The sequence below is a fragment of the Roseovarius sp. BRH_c41 genome, from assembly GCF_000961715.1.
Classification (GTDB): Bacteria; Pseudomonadota; Alphaproteobacteria; order Rhodobacterales; family Rhodobacteraceae; genus Roseovarius.
In genome coordinates this window covers 15,587-30,298 of sequence record NZ_LADY01000071.1, presented here as the reverse complement: position 1 = coordinate 30,298, position 14,712 = coordinate 15,587, and the positions used below count along the sequence as shown (strand labels likewise).

Here is a 14,712-nt window from a genome sequence, read left to right as displayed (position 1 = left end):
ATGACCAACCACCACAATCCCTTTCATCAAGGCGAACTCGAGGCGCAGCGACGTGCCAACGTAGGTGATGTTGCGTCTTGGGCCGGCGGGTTCATCCGCGACCACATGCCGGATCAGCACCGTGACTTTTTCACGGCACTGCCGTTTCTCGTGGTCGCGGGTGGCGACAGCGCGGGCCGCCCTTGGGTGACACTTATGGAAGGTCGGGAGGGCTTTATCCGCTCGCCCGACCGGCACAGCCTGAAGGTGGATGCAAACCCGCACCACCAGGACCCGCTCCACGACACGTTCGCCCCCGGTTCTTCGGTGGGGATGCTGGGGATCGAGTTGTCAACGCGTCGGCGAAACCGGTTGAACGGCATCGTCACAAGCTCTGGCAAAACCCTCGCCATCGAAGTCCGGCAAAGCTTTGGGAATTGCCCGCAATACATTCAGGAACGCGAATGGTCGCGGGAACCGCTTTACGACATTCCAAAGGCGCAGGTTTCCAGACAACTGGACGCGCGCCAGAAAGCGATGGTCGCGGCAGCTGACACCTTCTTCATAGGCACGGGATCGTTCGGCGCGAATGGCCAGCCCTCATCAAACGGCTACGACGCCTCGCATCGCGGCGGTCCGTCGGGGTTTGTCCGCGTCACTGCCGACGGGACGCTGCTGATCCCTGATTACGCAGGCAACAAATACTTCAACACGATCGGAAACCTCTTGCGAGACCCGCGCGTGGGGCTTGTCTTCGTTGAGTTTGAAACCGGTCGCCTGCTGCACATCACGGGCCGGGCACGGATCGACTGGGCACCGGTCGGCAGCCATGACCCCAATGCGCGACGCATGATTGAGGTGACAGTGGACGAGGTCATCGACCGCCCCGCGGCGCTGGCGCTGAGATGGCGCAGAGATGACGGGGCGCAAAGGAGACTGAAAGTCGTGGATAAGGTACAAGAGAGCGGCGGCATCACGTCTTTCCATCTTGCCTCCGTCGATGGCAGCGCACTTGCGCCTTTCAAAGCCGGACAGTATCTGCCCCTCGACCTGAAGGTTCCGGGGCAGGCGGACGTGGTCGCGCGAACCTATTCGCTATCCGGCGCACCCGATGCGGCAACCTACCGGATCAGCGTCAAGCGCGAACATCTCGGTGTTGCCTCGAACCACCTCGCGTCCGATGTTCATATCGGTGCCACGATCGAAACACGACCCCCGTCGGGCGATTTCGTCATACCCGATGACGTCAGCCCGCTTGTGCTCGTGAGCGTCGGAGTGGGCGTCACACCGATGCTGTCGATGCTGCATGCCAGTGCGGCGATAGGGTCCGATCGACCAGTCTGGTTCGTACACGGGGTCCGCAACGGACGGGAACACGCTTTTGGAGGTGAAGTCGATAGGCTCGTGGCGTCGCGTCCGAACATCATGCGACGGGTCTTTTACAGCGCCCCCCTGCCGACGGACACCAAGGGCGAGACATTCGATGCCGCCGGTCGCGTGGGGGCCGATGATCTCATCAGTCTCGATGCCGGACCGGATGCACATTACCTGCTGTGCGGCCCCGAACATTTCCTATCCGCAGTTCGTACCGATCTGGAACAGGCTGGTGTATCCCAAGACCACATTCACGTCGAAGCCTTCGGTCCGGTCGGCTGACCGCCCTGCGTTTCCTGAAGCCATCGGGCCGTCTCGGCGATGTCCGCTTGGGACGGCTCATGGCCCGCTGCAACCAGATGGGCTTCGACGCTGGCTCCTCGGGCCTTGAGGTCGCCCGCCAACATAGACGGCTTGTGGACCAGCGTGTCGTCGCTTCCATCAAGAAGCAGCACATGTGTCTGCGACAGATCTTCGGCGGGCGGGTCTTCCAATACCTGCATGGCGCGCAACAGGGCCGCGTGGCGCACGAGGCCTGGATAGGACTGGATCACAGCCGCAAGAAAATTCGCGCCATTGGAGTAGCCCAGAAAGACAAGCCGTTCGGCGGCAAGCCCATAGCCTCGGATCGCGCCCTCGACAAAGGCCGCAAACGCTTCGGCTTCGCTGCGGATATCCGTCTGATCAAAGGTCGCGGCGTCGATCCGGCGGAACCAGCGATTGCTTCCCTCTTCGATGGCCCTACCCCGCACCCCCAGCAGCGTTGCGCGCGGCGCGATACGGCGCGCAAGCGGCATCAGGTCGGCCTCGTTTCCCCCGGTGCCATGCAGCAGAACCAAGGTCGTGCCGTCCGGGTCTCGGGGCCGGTTGAAACGATGGGTAAAGGGCAGTTTGCGCGCCGGGAACCGCTCTTCTCCGGGTAGGGCGAACTGCGGCAGCATGGCCTTCAGATCGTCGGCACGGTCAACGTCCGAAGGCGGCAGAAACAACGTCCGGCCAAGCGCGTCCGGCGCTTCATCGACGGTCATTCCGGGCCCGTCCGTGGCATATTCCAGCAGAATACCCGCCGGATCGCGCACATAGAGCGACACAAAATACTTTCGGTCGTGAACTTCGGTCGGCCCATGATCCCTGAGCGATAGCCGCATGGATCGAATAGCATCGGCATCCGGCGCGCGAAACGCCACGTGGTCCGGCACCCCTGCGCCAGCGACGGATGGCACGTATCCCGACACTTCCCGCACATCGACCACATCAGTGTCGGACACCATGCGGTGCGTCAGGCCCTCGCGCAGGCCCGGCTCATATCCAAACCTCGACAGAAACGATGCAGTCTCTTCCGCCTTGTCGGTCAAAACTGTAACGCCCCGCACCCGCGTGGGCGCATCAGCCAGCGCAGCCGCCGTCGGCATGTCGATGCCCACCAGCTTCACGATCAGCCCGTCGGGGTCTTTCAACCGCAGCACCGGCTCATTGAATTCGCGGGATGGCCCCTCGAACGGGACGTTGGCCGCGAGCGCCTTGGTCACCCAATCACCCAAGGATGCGGGCGACACGGCAAGCGCCACCTCCGAGACCTGTCCGATGCCGGTCCGGCCCCGTCCTGACGCCTCCCACACCAGAAACGTCAGCAGCGATCCCGGGCTGCCGATGCCGTCACCGTAAATCAGGTGCAACTGTTCGGCGTCTGCATATCCGCCGGTCTGCTTTACCAGCCTGAGGCCAAGGAAACCGGCGTAAAAATCCACATTGGCCTGCACATCACCGGTAACGCCGGTGACGTGATGAATGCCAGTTGCAGATTTCGTGCTAATCGTCGCGCTCATTTTCCTGGCCTCTTGCGTTGTATTTCTGTTTTGCCGGACTTACGAAAAATCCCTCTTAAAGTCTCGGACGTCCGCGGACTTGCACCGCAAAGCCTGCCGATCTTGCTGCCTTTCCGGTTTGTGCAGCACACGGCTTGTCCCAGACACATCAAACTTCGCTTGAGATCCGCCGCTCACATCCATTGACATACGCAGCGTATCTTATTATTTCACATACGTCTCGTATCTCAAACAGTGACGCCCCTTCAACCTACAAAATCCCGAGGACAAAATGAAACTCGCAAACGAAGCAATTTTCCCCGCAGACCGCCATGCGCTTTACGAAGAACACGGTTATTCGGCAGCGATCAAGTCAGGCGATCTGGTCTTTGTATCCGGCCAGGTGGGCAGCCGCGAAGACGGCTCGCCGGAACCCGACTTCAAGAAACAGGTCGCGCTTGCCTTCCAAAATCTTCAGGCTGTGCTGAAAGCCGCCGGATGTACGGTCGACGACATCGTCGATGTGACCACCTTCCATACCGACCCGGAAACGCAGTTCGCGGATATCATGGACGTACGGTCGACCGTCTTTGATCAGGCCCCCTACCCGAACTGGACCGCAATCGGCGTGAACTGGCTTGCAGGGTTCGACTTTGAAATCAAGGTGATCGCCCGCGCTCCGGCTTCGGCGTGATACCGTCTCTTCCGCCGCGCCATGATAGCGCGGCGGACGATGGTGTGCCGTGGCCGAACGTCCACCCCCTAAAACCGTTTGGGGCTTGTCCGATCCAGTGCCGCAGAAATCGGGATGAATTCGGCGTCATCCCCCGGCGGAAGGCGGAACGGTCCCTTGGTCCAATCGCCAGCTTTCCAGTCTTCCTTGGCCTGCTCGATGCGGTCTTTCGAAGACGAAACGAAATTCCACCAGATATACCGCTCCTGGTTCATCGTGGCCCCGCCCAATGCCATCAACCGCGCGCCCGCAGGCCCGGCCTTGACCGAGATGCTGTCGCCCGGACGGAACACCATCATCCGCCCCTCGTCAAAGTGGTCGCCTGCAACTTCGACGGAACCTTGGGTGATATAAAGCCCGCGATCTTCGTGGTTGTCTGGCAGAGGAAAGGCCGCTCCGGGCTCGAGAACCACATCCAGATAGAAGGTCTCGGATTGCATCGTGACGGGGCTGGTTTCGCCATAGGCTGACCCAAGGATCAGCCGCGCTTCAGCTCCGTTATCGCGCAGCACGGGCAGCGCTTTTTCCTTGTGATGCTCAAAATCCGGCTCCATTTCTTCACGATCTTCGGGCAGGGCGATCCAAGTCTGGATGCCAAAGACCTTGTGGCGCGTCGCGCGTGTTTCGGCGCTGGTGCGCTCGGAGTGCGTCACGCCCTTGCCCGCGACCATCCAGTTCACCTCTCCGGGATAGATCATCTGATGCGTGCCGATGCTATCGCGGTGTTCGAATTCGCCATTATACAGATAGGTCACAGTGCCGAGGCCGATATGCGGATGCGGGCGCACGTCGATGCCGCCTTCGGTGATGAATTCAGCGGGGCCCATCTGGTCGAAAAAGATGAACGGCCCCACCATTTGGCGCTCTGGCGAGGGCAGTGCGCGCCGCACCTCGAAGCCCCCCAGATCGCGGGCGCGCGGAATAATAAGCGTTTCAAGCGCGTCGTTGCCAGTGGTTGGACATTCGGGGGTATGGGTCGGGTTCCAGCTCATGTAAGTCTCCTTTGCAGGTTGAGAGGGAGGTCTAGTGCGATCCGATATAGTGACGCACGCGGGGTGCATCCGGTCCTTGGTGCAGGCTGCGCAGGCTCCGGTGGGTGTCCATATCCGCAACGCTGACACGACCATGCTGTTCGAGGTGCTCGGCCCAACTCGGCAGATGAAAGGTCTCCAGCCAGAGAGCAGGCTCCTCGACGCCTTGGTGAACATACCACTGTGTGGCACCGTTGCGTAGCCGCTCTTTCGCGACCGCCTTCATTCGCTTTTGAAACTCCGCCGTGTCCTCGGGCCGGATGCGGTATTCGACAGTGACCATCGCGGGCTGGTCATCACTTTGTCCATCTGCCTGCGTCGGCGCTTCGGGCCAGACGGACGCCGGGCTGTGATCCAGCACCTCGCCCTGACCGATCGTCAGGTTGCGTGTGAGGACAGCGCCGACGCCAAGGCCTACAGCGGCAATGAACAGAGCCGTTGCGATGGACGTCGCCGCCGCCACCTGCCCCCAAAGGATCGACCCCAGCGCCATTGAGCCGAAGAACACCATCAGGAACACGGCAAGCCCCCGCGCCCGGATCCAGTTCGGCAGGGCGGTCTGCGCAGAGACGTTGAAAGAGCTCAGCACGGCGATCCACGACATGCCACCCATGAACGCAGCCACCAGCAGGGCCACGGGGACTTGCGCCAACGCCATCAGGATCAGTGCGAATGCCGTGCCTGCGGTGCCGATCCGCACCGTCGCGTCCGATGAGGCGACCCGCTGGAGCCGAGGCAAAAGCACGGCACCCGTCACCGCCCCCGCCCCGATCAGTGCCATCAGCGCACCGTAAAGCGTCGCTCCGCCGCCTTCGGCACTGCGCGCGATCAGCGGCAACAGGGCCCAATAGGCCGAAGCGAACAAAAAGAAGGCCGCAGCCCGCACGACAGTGGCCAGCATCGCAGGGTTGTGGCGGACATGGCGCAGGCCGGTCGCCATGTCAGACAAGAGCGATCCGGTCGCACGTCGCCGTTCCGTCTTCTCGGGCCGCCAGAGCGCCAGCGCCGTGAGAATGACCAGAAAGCTGAGGGCGTTGACGGCGAAAGGTGCGGCAAGGCCAACGCTGGCGATCAGCGCCCCCGCGATTGCCGGACCGATGGCGCGCGAGATATTGATACCCATGGAGTTCAGCGCGATGGCAGGCTTCAACTGCTCGCGTGGGACCAGTTGCGGCACGATGGCCTGCCATGCGGGGGCCATGAAGGCAGCACCCGTTCCAATCACCAGCGTAAAGACGATCAGCAGCACCGGCGTCATCGCCTCTAGCCAGACCAGCACGGTCAACAGGCTGACAACGACCAGCAGCCCCATATTGATCCCCAGCAGCATCCGCCGCTTGTCCAAACGGTCGGCCAATGCGCCGGCCAGCAGAGCAAAGCAGAACACCGGCAAGGTCGTCGCCGCCTGTACCAATGTGACAACCGCAGGGCTAGGATCGAGCGTGGTCATCAACCAGCCCGCGCCCACATCGTGCATCCACGTGCCGATGTTGGAAATCAGCGTTGCGGTCCAAAGCAAGGCAAAGGCGGCTTGACCGAACGGCGCATAGGCGCTGACCGCTGCGGAAGCGTTACCACTGGATGACATCGGCCAGCTCTTCGCGGTGTTTCATGGCATGGGCCCGCACAAAGGGACACAGCGGCACGATGCGCTGACCCTTGGCGCGCGCGTCCGCAATCAACTGTTCTGCCAGCGCCCGACCGACGCCGGTGCCGCGCATGCTGTCCGGAACATCGGTGTGATCCGCGATCACAAGCCTGTCCGAAACCTTGGAGGTGGTCAGTTCCGCCTCGCCGATCTTGCCCTCGACGGTTGCCGCATAGCGGCCCTTGCTATCGGTCTCGGTGTAGGTGATTTTTGGTGATGTCATGGATACTTGTCCTCTTGGAGTCTGATCAGGATCGCCGCGGCGATCAGCCCGCCGATCAGGCCCATGTTGGCCGTGAACGCTGCGAAATTCGGAAGGAAGGCGTCCTGTGGCATGCTCCAGAAATGATGAGCAAGAATCGATGCGGCCCCTGAGAAGAGCACCAGCATGGCGGCCCCGACGGGCGCAAACAGTCCTGTGATCAGACTGATGGAACCGCCCAGCTGCACCAGAACCGTCATGGCGGCGACGAAGACAGGCAAGGGCAGCCCCATAGCGGCGACCTCGGCCACGGTGCCTTCAAAATCGGCAGCTTTGACCAAGGCACTGGCCCAGAATGGGCATGTAATTACCACGTTGGTCGCGGTCACAAAGGCACGGCTCAGGTACATTGATCTGCCCCCTGTGTAGCGGCGCGCACCCTGCGCCCGCCCGTGTTCAAACCGCAAAGCATGCACATCCCAATGCCCCCCAGAACGCCGATGCGTCCCGCACCGGAACAGGGTTGGCCCATGCGATGCCGTGACTGTGGCCGTGCAGGCCGCACCCGTTAGAGCAGCCGTCGTGACACGCGCGCATGTCCATTGAGGCGGGTGCCAGCGATGCCTGCCGTTGCGCCGGGCTTGCGAACTGTGCGTTGGCGGCCCAATCAGGGCTCGCGGGTGGCAGCGGCGGGTTGTGGTCGGCAAAGTCGCCCTCGGCAAAGACGACCTTGCCCCCGACCACGGTCATCACTGACGTAATTCCGCGCAGCTTGCCATCGGGCACGTTCATCAGATCGTCGGACAACACCGCAAGATCACCGTACATGCCCACCGTCAGGCGACCTTTGACCGATTGCTCGCCCGAGAACCACGCCGAGCCGGTGGTCCAAAGCGCCAAAGCTTCTTCGCGGTTGAGCAGTTTGTCGTCCCCATAAAGCGTCATCCCGCCCACAGTCTTGCCCGTGGTCAGCCAGTGCATCGAAACCCAGGGATCGTAGCTGGCGACGCGCGTGGCGTCGGTGCCTGCGCCAACGGGCAGACCGGTGTTCAGCATCTCGCGGATCGGCGGTGTGGCCTCGGCGGCCTGCGCGCCGTAGCGGTCCACGAAATATTCACCCTGAAACGCCATCCGGTGCTGGGTCGCAATGCCGCCACCCAAGGCCTTGATCCGTTCGATGTTGCGCGTGCTGATGGTTTCGGCGTGGTCGATGATAAACCGCGTCTTGAACGGCGTGTTGCCGTTGACCCGTTCGAACACATTGAGGAATCGGTCGATGGTCTCGTCATAGGTGGCATGGATGCGGAACGGCCATTCGTTCGTCGCCAGCAACTCGACGATGCGCTCCAGTTCCTCCTCCATCACCGGCGCGGGATCGGGGCGCGGCTCAAGGAAATTCTCGAAATCCGCCGCCGACCACGCCAGATTCTCGCCCGCCCCGTTCATCCGCAGCCAGCCGTCACCCGCCCCCGGTTCGGTCATGCCAATCCAGCGCTCATAATCCGACAGTTCCTGTCCGGCGGTCTGGGCGAAGAGGTTGTAAGCCACGCGCAGCGTCATCTCGCCCGCGTCATGCAGCGACTGGATCACGTCATAGTCCTGCGGATAGTTCTGCCCGCCACCGCCTGCGTCAATCACCGATGTGACACCCAAACGGTTCAGTTCGCGCATGAAATGACGGGTCGAGTTCTTTTGGTCCTCGATGGCCAGCTTTGGCCCCTGTGCCAGCGTTGAATAGAGGATCAACGCCGATGGCCGCGCGATCAGCATGCCGGTGGGGTTGCCCTTGGCATCGCGGGCAATCTCTCCACCGGGAGGATTGGGCGTGTCCCTGGTAAAGCCGAGCGCCCTGAGCGCCGCGCGGTTGAGAAGGGCCGCGGCATAAAGATGCAGCACGAACACCGGCGTGTCCGGAGACGCGTCGTTGATCTCGTCCAGCGTGGGCATCCGTCGTTCTGCAAACTGGAATTCCGACCATCCGCCGACGACCCGCACCCATTGCGGCGCGGGCGTGTTGGCGGCCTGCTTGCGCAGCATCGCCAGAGCGTCAGAGACCGATGGCACGTTTTCCCAGCGCAACTCCATATTGTAGTTCAGACCGCCGCGGATCACATGGGTGTGGCTGTCGTTCAGACCGGGGATCACCCGGCGCCCCCCAAGGTCGATGACCTTCTCCACATCATCGCCATGCAGCCGCATCACATCTGCATCCGTGCCAACAGCGGCCACCTTGCCGTCAATGATTGCGATCGCCGTGGCGTCGGGCGTGTCGGGATCAAGCGTGGTGATCTTGCCGTTTCGCAGAATGAGTGTGGTGTCGGTCATGGTCTTTTCCTGTGCGCAGGCAAATCGGGGATGGATCAGGCCAAGGGCCGTGGTGGCCCCCAGACCCGCCAGCACGGTGCGACGGCGTGTGGACATGATGTTCTCCAGCTTCAGAAGATCGGGCCGCCGAAGCTCGCGCCGCGACAGCCCGAGTGATTTACTTTGCGGCTACCGGATCAAGACGTGTGCCGGTGTGTTGACTGCGGCTGGGGGCCTTGTGAACCATCGTATAAGCGTAATCGACGCCCATGCCGTAGGCACCCGAATGCTCGCGAACCAATGCCATCACGGCATCGTAGGTGTCGCGGTGCGCCCAGTCGCGTTGCCATTCCAGCAGCACCTGTTGCCACGTGACCGGCACAACGCCAGCCTGAACCATCCGATCCATCGCACGGTCATGCGCCTCAAGTGTGGTGCCGCCCGACGCATCCGTGACCATATAGATCTCGTAGTCAGTGTCGTTCAGGCAGCTGAGCGCAAAGGTGGTATTGCACACCTCGGTCCACAGGCCCGACACGACGACCTTCTTGCGACCCTTGGCTGCGTTCTTCGCCAGCGCATCGCGCACCTTCTGGTCGTCCCACGAGTTCATCGAAGACCGCTCCAATAGCGGTGCTTCGGGGAAAACATCCAGCAGTTCGGGATAGGTGTGGCCCGAGAAAGCATCGGTTTCGACGGTGGTGATTGTGGTCGGAACATCAAAGATCTTTGCAGCTTTGGCCAGACCGACTGTGTTGTTCTTCAACACCTGACGGTCAATCGACTGCACGCCAAAGGCCATCTGCGGCTGGTGGTCGATGAAGATTAACTGGCTGTTTGCGGGGGTAAGAACTTCGGTTTTGGACATGTTCGTGGTCTTTCTTCGGTTGTGACAAGGACGGATTTCAAGTTTCGATGAATGCCAGCAGGTCGGCATTCAGCACATCGGCGTTCACGGTCAGCATGCCGTGCGAAAAGCCGGGATAGGTCTTGAGCGTGCCGTTCGGCAGCAGCTTGACCGCCAGTTCCGCCGATGCGGCGATCGGAACGATCTGGTCATCTTCGCCGTGCATGATCAGTGTCGGGACGGTGATTGCCTTCAGGTCTTCGGTCTGGTCCGTTTCGGAAAAGGCCTTGATGCCGTCGTAATGCGCTTTGGCGCTGCCGGTCATGCCCTGACGCCACCAGTTCTGGATCACGCCGTCATGAACCGTGGCCCCCTCGCGGTTGAAGCCATAGAACGGGCCCGCTGGAACGTCCCGGAAGAATTGCGCGCGGTTGCCTGCGAGTGCGGCGCGGAACCCGTCGAAAACCTCGATCGGCGTGCCGTCTGGGTTGCTGTCGGTCTTCAGCATCAGGGGCGGGATTGCGGCGACCAGAACCGCCTTGGCCACACGGCCCGCTGGTTCACCGTGTTGCGCAACATAGCGCGCCACTTCGCCGCCGCCTGTCGAATGGCCGATATGGACGGCGTTGGTCAGATCCAGCGCTTCGGCCACCGCAAAGGCGTCTGACGCGTAGTGATCCATATCGTGCCCTTCGGACACCTGCGCCGACCGGCCGTGACCGCGACGGTCATGGGCGACGACGCGGTAGCCTTTCGATACGAAGAACAGCATTTGCGCATCCCAGTCATCCGAGCTGAGCGGCCAGCCGTGGTGGAACACGATGGGTTGGGCATCTTTGGGGCCCCAATCCTTGTAAAAGATTTCGGTGCCGTCTGTTGTCGTTACATAACCCATGATCAGGTCTCCTGTTGAAGGGTCAAGGGGCGCCGGGCCCGCAGCAAACGCAGGACCGGAAAGCGAAAGCGCGGCCGCAAAGGTTGATCCGGTGATCATCACCTCGCGGCGGTTGAAAGTGAGGCTGGGGTGCGATTGATCGTCCGGTTTCATCCCGCGTTCTCCGATGGTGGTGTTTTAAGGTCGCTCGCCGCATCATGGCATTGAGGAAGCCGCCCAAACAGATGCGGGCCGCAGTGATGATTGAACCACGTCAGATTGACGCTGTTTCCAGACATGACCTGCCGCAGCAGCGGCGCGGTCTGTTCGCCGATCAGGATGCCCAACAGGCCCACCAGTGCGATCACCGGCGGCGCAGGCGAACGGACGTTCAAAAAGCTGTAGATCGCACCGACTAAAATCCCCACGCCCAGTGATAAAAGGTAGATCTTCATGGTGACGTCGCTCCCGTTGTTGCTGGCCTTGCCTTGCAGAGCCTCAGGACCCCGCGCGGCCTGAGTGTCGCGTGGCCCTCATTTTTGAATGAAACGGCTCAAGAGTGCGCCCTCGCGGTCCTCGTCGCATTTGTCCGCAAAGCGCGACGCGCGGGTCGATACGATAATGAAGGCACTATGTGGTTCGGGCATTTTGCAAGTCCTGGCTGTGATGCCCACTGCAATTCGGATCGCTGACTGTAATCAGGCTCCTGGCAATGAGTTGTGAGATCCTCTTGGCAGACTCACAATAACAGGGCTTCAAAGCCATTTCGGCGCATCGTTTGCTGCGATGGTGCTGGGCTTGCGACTTCTGTCGGAGAGTCATCATATTTTTGCCTCTCAGACTTATCCGACCTCCGATTATCTCCCGGATGCCTAACGTCGGCGGTCAGATTTGAGGGAAATCTCCCTCTGGCCTAGTCCCCTTGCAACGCCTCTGTCTCCGTCCTGCACCTTGCGGATTTCCCGAGAGGTGCCCGCTGGAAAATGGCGAGTGCCGCCTGTGCTGGCGTCGGGAGAGGTATCGACGGCCGAGCGGCCAACTCAGCTTCTTGAAGCGCTCTGCGAAGGCGCTTGCGGTCGCGGGCAATGGTCGTGCCATTCTTACAGAGCGCTGCCGCCTTTGTTAGCCACTTTCGCTGACGTCAACGGGGCTTAAATCCGCGATCTCGAAACGTTCGATTTCAGACACTAAGGCAGGCGGACACTTGCGGATGTTATCTGTTGCTTTACGACGATCCCTGACGCAAGACACTCAAATGCCGCGACGGCCTTTTGCAGCGTGGCTTCGGGCGTATCGCTTGATGCGACCCAAAGCGCCGCGTTGAGCGCCATGCCGTTCAAGAGGCGGGCCAACCCCTCGATGTCCACAGGCTTGATCGCACCTTGGATCGCAAGGTCGCTCAGGGTGGCGACAGTCGCCTGCAAGCATCTGTTCTGGCTGGGCCATTGCGACGGGTCACCCAGCACCGAAGGGCCATCCAAAAGCACGATCCGCTGAACTTCGGGCCTGAGTGCCATCTCGATATAGGCGTGGCCTTCGGCAAGCAGACCTTCCCAGCCGCCGCCCGCCAGCTCCCCTGCGGCCTGCGCATGCGCGGCCATCGCTGAATCGATTTCGTCGACCACCGCCGCGAACAGGCCCCGCTTGTCTCCGAAGTTGTGATAGAGCGCACCGCGCGTCAAACCGGCCTCAGCGGTGAAGTCGTCCATGGACGCGCCGGAAAAGCCCTTTTCCGCAAAGGCCTTACGCCCCGAAGCGATCAGCTTTTCGCGGGTTTCCTTCATCATCTCGGCGCGTGTTCTGGCTGCCATCGTCATTCTCTGAGTAATTCGGAGGGAAGCCCCTGATTTTCAATATCTCGCTGAGCGCATTCTTAATGTACGCAACGTATATGAAATAACAAGGCTTCGCCGGATGCCGCAACCCGGTTGCAATCGTCCATACGGCCGCCTACATGTAAAGTGATCGTTTTACATTTACGGGCTTGATACCGAAAAGGACACTGTCATGGAACTGACGCGCAGGCTGACCGATGCAGCCGAGAAACTCTTTGACCGGTACGGATACACGGCAACCGGAATGGACCGGCTTACCAAGGCCGCCGACATGTCCAGCCGGACGCTTTACAAACATGCAGGCAGCAAGGCGCAGCTTATGGCGATGGTGCTGTCTGAACGCGACAAACGTTTTCTGTGCCGTACCGACGTAAAGAGCGTCGAGGCGCTCTTTGACGCGCTCAAGGACTGGACCGCAACCGAAGGCGCACGCGGGTGTCTGTTCTTGCGCGCCTTGGGCGAGACAGGCGGAGACACACCCGAAATCACCGCAGCGGTCGCGGCGCACAAGGCCGCATTCGCGGCGCGCATAGGCGACATCGTGGCCATGGATATCGGCCGCGATGACCCCTTGTTGACAGAGCAGATCATTGTCCTCTTCGAGGGCGCGGCGCATGCCGCGATCTATCGGGGCAATGGCGCAGTTGACGCCGCTCGGGTTGCTGCAGCGGCGCTGGTAAAGGCAGCTCGGACATGAGCCCCGCCGTTCGTATCAGCGCGACTGGTTTCGCCCTGATCGCCGTCTGCTACGGTTTTGCACGTTTCGCCTTCGGGCTTTTCCTGCCGCAGGTGGATGCCGATCTTGGGCTCGGTCCCACACTGAGCGGGGTGATATCGGGCGGTGCTTTCGCAAGCTACTGCGTCGCGATCATTGGCTCCGCCGTAGTGACAGAACGGTTGGGCGCGCGGGCGGTTGCGACGGCTGCCGCCCTCATTGCCGCCCTCGGCATGGCGGGTATCGCGTTGGCACCGACGCCCCTGTTTCTGGCGGCGGCCGTGATTTTCGCAGGAGCAAGCACAGGTCTTGCCTCGCCTCCGATGGCGGCCGCTGTGGCGGCGGCCGTTTCACCAGTTCGGCAGGATCTGGTGAACACGACGATCAATGCAGGCACCAGCGCGGGCGTGGCGCTTTCCGGTCCAATCGCCTTCCTAATGGCCGGACAATGGAGAACCGCCTTCGCTTTTCTCGCCGTTCTGGCGCTGATCGTCGCCGTCTCAGTGGCACGATCCCTGCCCACGTCGCGCGTCACCACCCTCCCGAAAAGGATGCCGGCCTTTAACGCGTCGATCCGACGCCTGATCGCCACGTCCTTCCTCATGGGGGCGGCAAGCACGGCGGTTTGGTCCTTTGGTGGCCAACTGGTGTCGATTAATCTGGACTGGGGGCCTGAAAAGATCGGGGGGCTCTGGGTCTGCATGGGTCTTGGCGGAATTACGGGCGCGGGCGCAGGCGGCCTTGTTGCCCGGTTCGGGCTGAACACGACCCACGGCATCTTCCTTGTATTGATGGCGGTCGGCATATTGGTCATTGCAACGGTTCAGGCCACACCGGTCCTGGTGTTGACCGCAGGTGCATTGTTCGGCGGTGCCTATGTCATGCTGACGGGGGTCTACCTGATCTGGGGCGTGCGTGCCCTGCCCGACCGTCCGGCCACGGGGCTGATGGTGGGCTTCCTTACGATCGCGATCGGACAGACTGCGGGCGCGCCTGTGTTTGGCATGGTCTTGGGGCAATTGGGACCATCCACGGCGGGGGCGGTGTTCGCCACCCTTGCGCTGATCGGCGGCGCGTTTCGCGCGCGCCGCTTGTCCGTGGACGCCGCTGAAATCAGGTGCCCGCGACCGCACGGTCAAAAGGTCTGAAACTGCGGCGGTTCCGTGAGATGGCAGACGATCCACAGCCCGCCGCGCGCGTTGTTCCTGCTATTCAACGAGGCACAAAAGGCGCGTCTGTTGCGCAACATTGCCACGCCGATGCTGGCCGTGGGGTGCATGGGCCAGAGTGAGAAAGACCGCCTGACCCAACTCATGAGTATCGCAGCGCTGCGATGACAACCCTCCACTGGTCCTGACGTCAGCC

General features: G+C 61.6%; 15 protein-coding genes. 5 read left to right on the top strand and 10 right to left on the bottom strand.

Annotated elements, in window-relative coordinates; translation table 11 throughout:
* Entirely contained in the window at positions 1–1,635 is a 1,635-nt protein-coding gene (locus VR71_RS23940; protein ID WP_296430857.1) for a pyridoxamine 5'-phosphate oxidase family protein, read from the top strand.
* Here the strand turns inward: VR71_RS23940 and VR71_RS23935 are convergent.
* Positions 1,605–3,179, bottom strand: a complete 1,575-nt coding sequence (locus VR71_RS23935) for a VOC family protein (RefSeq protein WP_045686804.1) — start codon at positions 3,177–3,179, stop codon at positions 1,605–1,607. The two genes, VR71_RS23940 and VR71_RS23935, sit on opposite strands and share 31 nt — an antisense overlap.
* Before the next feature lie 271 nt (positions 3,180–3,450).
* Here VR71_RS23935 and VR71_RS23930 point away from each other — a divergent pair, with 271 nt between their 5' ends.
* Complete coding sequence (locus VR71_RS23930; RefSeq protein ID WP_009817773.1) at positions 3,451–3,852, top strand: RidA family protein; 402 nt, start codon at positions 3,451–3,453, stop codon at positions 3,850–3,852.
* Positions 3,853–3,920: 68 nt separating this feature from the next.
* Here VR71_RS23930 and VR71_RS23925 read toward each other — a convergent pair whose 3' ends face one another.
* From VR71_RS23925 to VR71_RS23885, 9 genes are all read right to left on the bottom strand, one after another.
* On the bottom strand, positions 3,921–4,883 hold the full coding sequence (locus tag VR71_RS23925) for a pirin family protein (RefSeq protein ID WP_045686803.1): 963 nt from the start codon (positions 4,881–4,883) through the stop codon (positions 3,921–3,923).
* 31 nt (positions 4,884–4,914) lie between these two features.
* Entirely contained in the window at positions 4,915–6,510 is a 1,596-nt protein-coding gene (locus tag VR71_RS23920) for an MFS transporter (protein ID WP_045686802.1), read from the bottom strand.
* Positions 6,494–6,793 (bottom strand): GNAT family N-acetyltransferase, encoded by a 300-nt coding sequence (locus VR71_RS23915; RefSeq protein ID WP_045686801.1) that lies wholly within the window; start codon positions 6,791–6,793, stop codon positions 6,494–6,496. Before VR71_RS23915 ends, VR71_RS23920 begins: the two co-directional genes overlap by 17 nt.
* Positions 6,790–7,182, bottom strand: coding sequence for a DoxX family protein (locus VR71_RS23910; protein ID WP_045686800.1), 393 nt, complete (start codon positions 7,180–7,182; stop codon positions 6,790–6,792). Before VR71_RS23910 ends, VR71_RS23915 begins: the two co-directional genes overlap by 4 nt.
* Before the next feature lie 46 nt (positions 7,183–7,228).
* Positions 7,229–9,193: an amidohydrolase gene (locus tag VR71_RS23905; RefSeq protein WP_296430856.1), complete on the bottom strand. Its 1,965-nt coding sequence runs from the start codon at positions 9,191–9,193 to the stop codon at positions 7,229–7,231.
* Positions 9,194–9,254: 61 nt separating this feature from the next.
* Entirely contained in the window at positions 9,255–9,944 is a 690-nt protein-coding gene (locus VR71_RS23900) for a hydrolase (RefSeq protein WP_009817767.1), read from the bottom strand.
* Between the two features lie 37 nt (positions 9,945–9,981).
* Complete coding sequence (locus tag VR71_RS23895) at positions 9,982–10,818, bottom strand: alpha/beta hydrolase (protein ID WP_045686878.1); 837 nt, start codon at positions 10,816–10,818, stop codon at positions 9,982–9,984.
* 149 nt (positions 10,819–10,967) lie between these two features.
* Positions 10,968–11,252 (bottom strand): XapX domain-containing protein, encoded by a 285-nt coding sequence (locus VR71_RS23890; RefSeq protein WP_045686799.1) that lies wholly within the window; start codon positions 11,250–11,252, stop codon positions 10,968–10,970.
* A 732-nt stretch (positions 11,253–11,984) separates the two neighbouring features.
* Positions 11,985–12,608, bottom strand: coding sequence for a TetR/AcrR family transcriptional regulator (locus VR71_RS23885; RefSeq protein WP_296430853.1), 624 nt, complete (start codon positions 12,606–12,608; stop codon positions 11,985–11,987).
* Positions 12,609–12,804: 196 nt separating this feature from the next.
* Between VR71_RS23885 and VR71_RS23880 the strand changes: the two genes are divergently transcribed.
* Genes VR71_RS23880 through VR71_RS25475 form a run of 3 tightly spaced genes read left to right on the top strand, consistent with a single transcriptional unit; the run spans position 12,805 to position 14,684 of the window.
* Entirely contained in the window at positions 12,805–13,329 is a 525-nt protein-coding gene (locus VR71_RS23880) for a helix-turn-helix domain-containing protein (RefSeq protein ID WP_045686797.1), read from the top strand.
* Positions 13,326–14,495: an MFS transporter gene (locus VR71_RS23875; RefSeq protein WP_045686796.1), complete on the top strand. Its 1,170-nt coding sequence runs from the start codon at positions 13,326–13,328 to the stop codon at positions 14,493–14,495. Before VR71_RS23880 ends, VR71_RS23875 begins: the two co-directional genes overlap by 4 nt.
* Positions 14,496–14,510: 15 nt before the next feature.
* Positions 14,511–14,684, top strand: a complete 174-nt coding sequence (locus VR71_RS25475; RefSeq protein ID WP_157046581.1) for a hypothetical protein — start codon at positions 14,511–14,513, stop codon at positions 14,682–14,684.
* Positions 14,685–14,712: the final 28 nt, after the last annotated feature.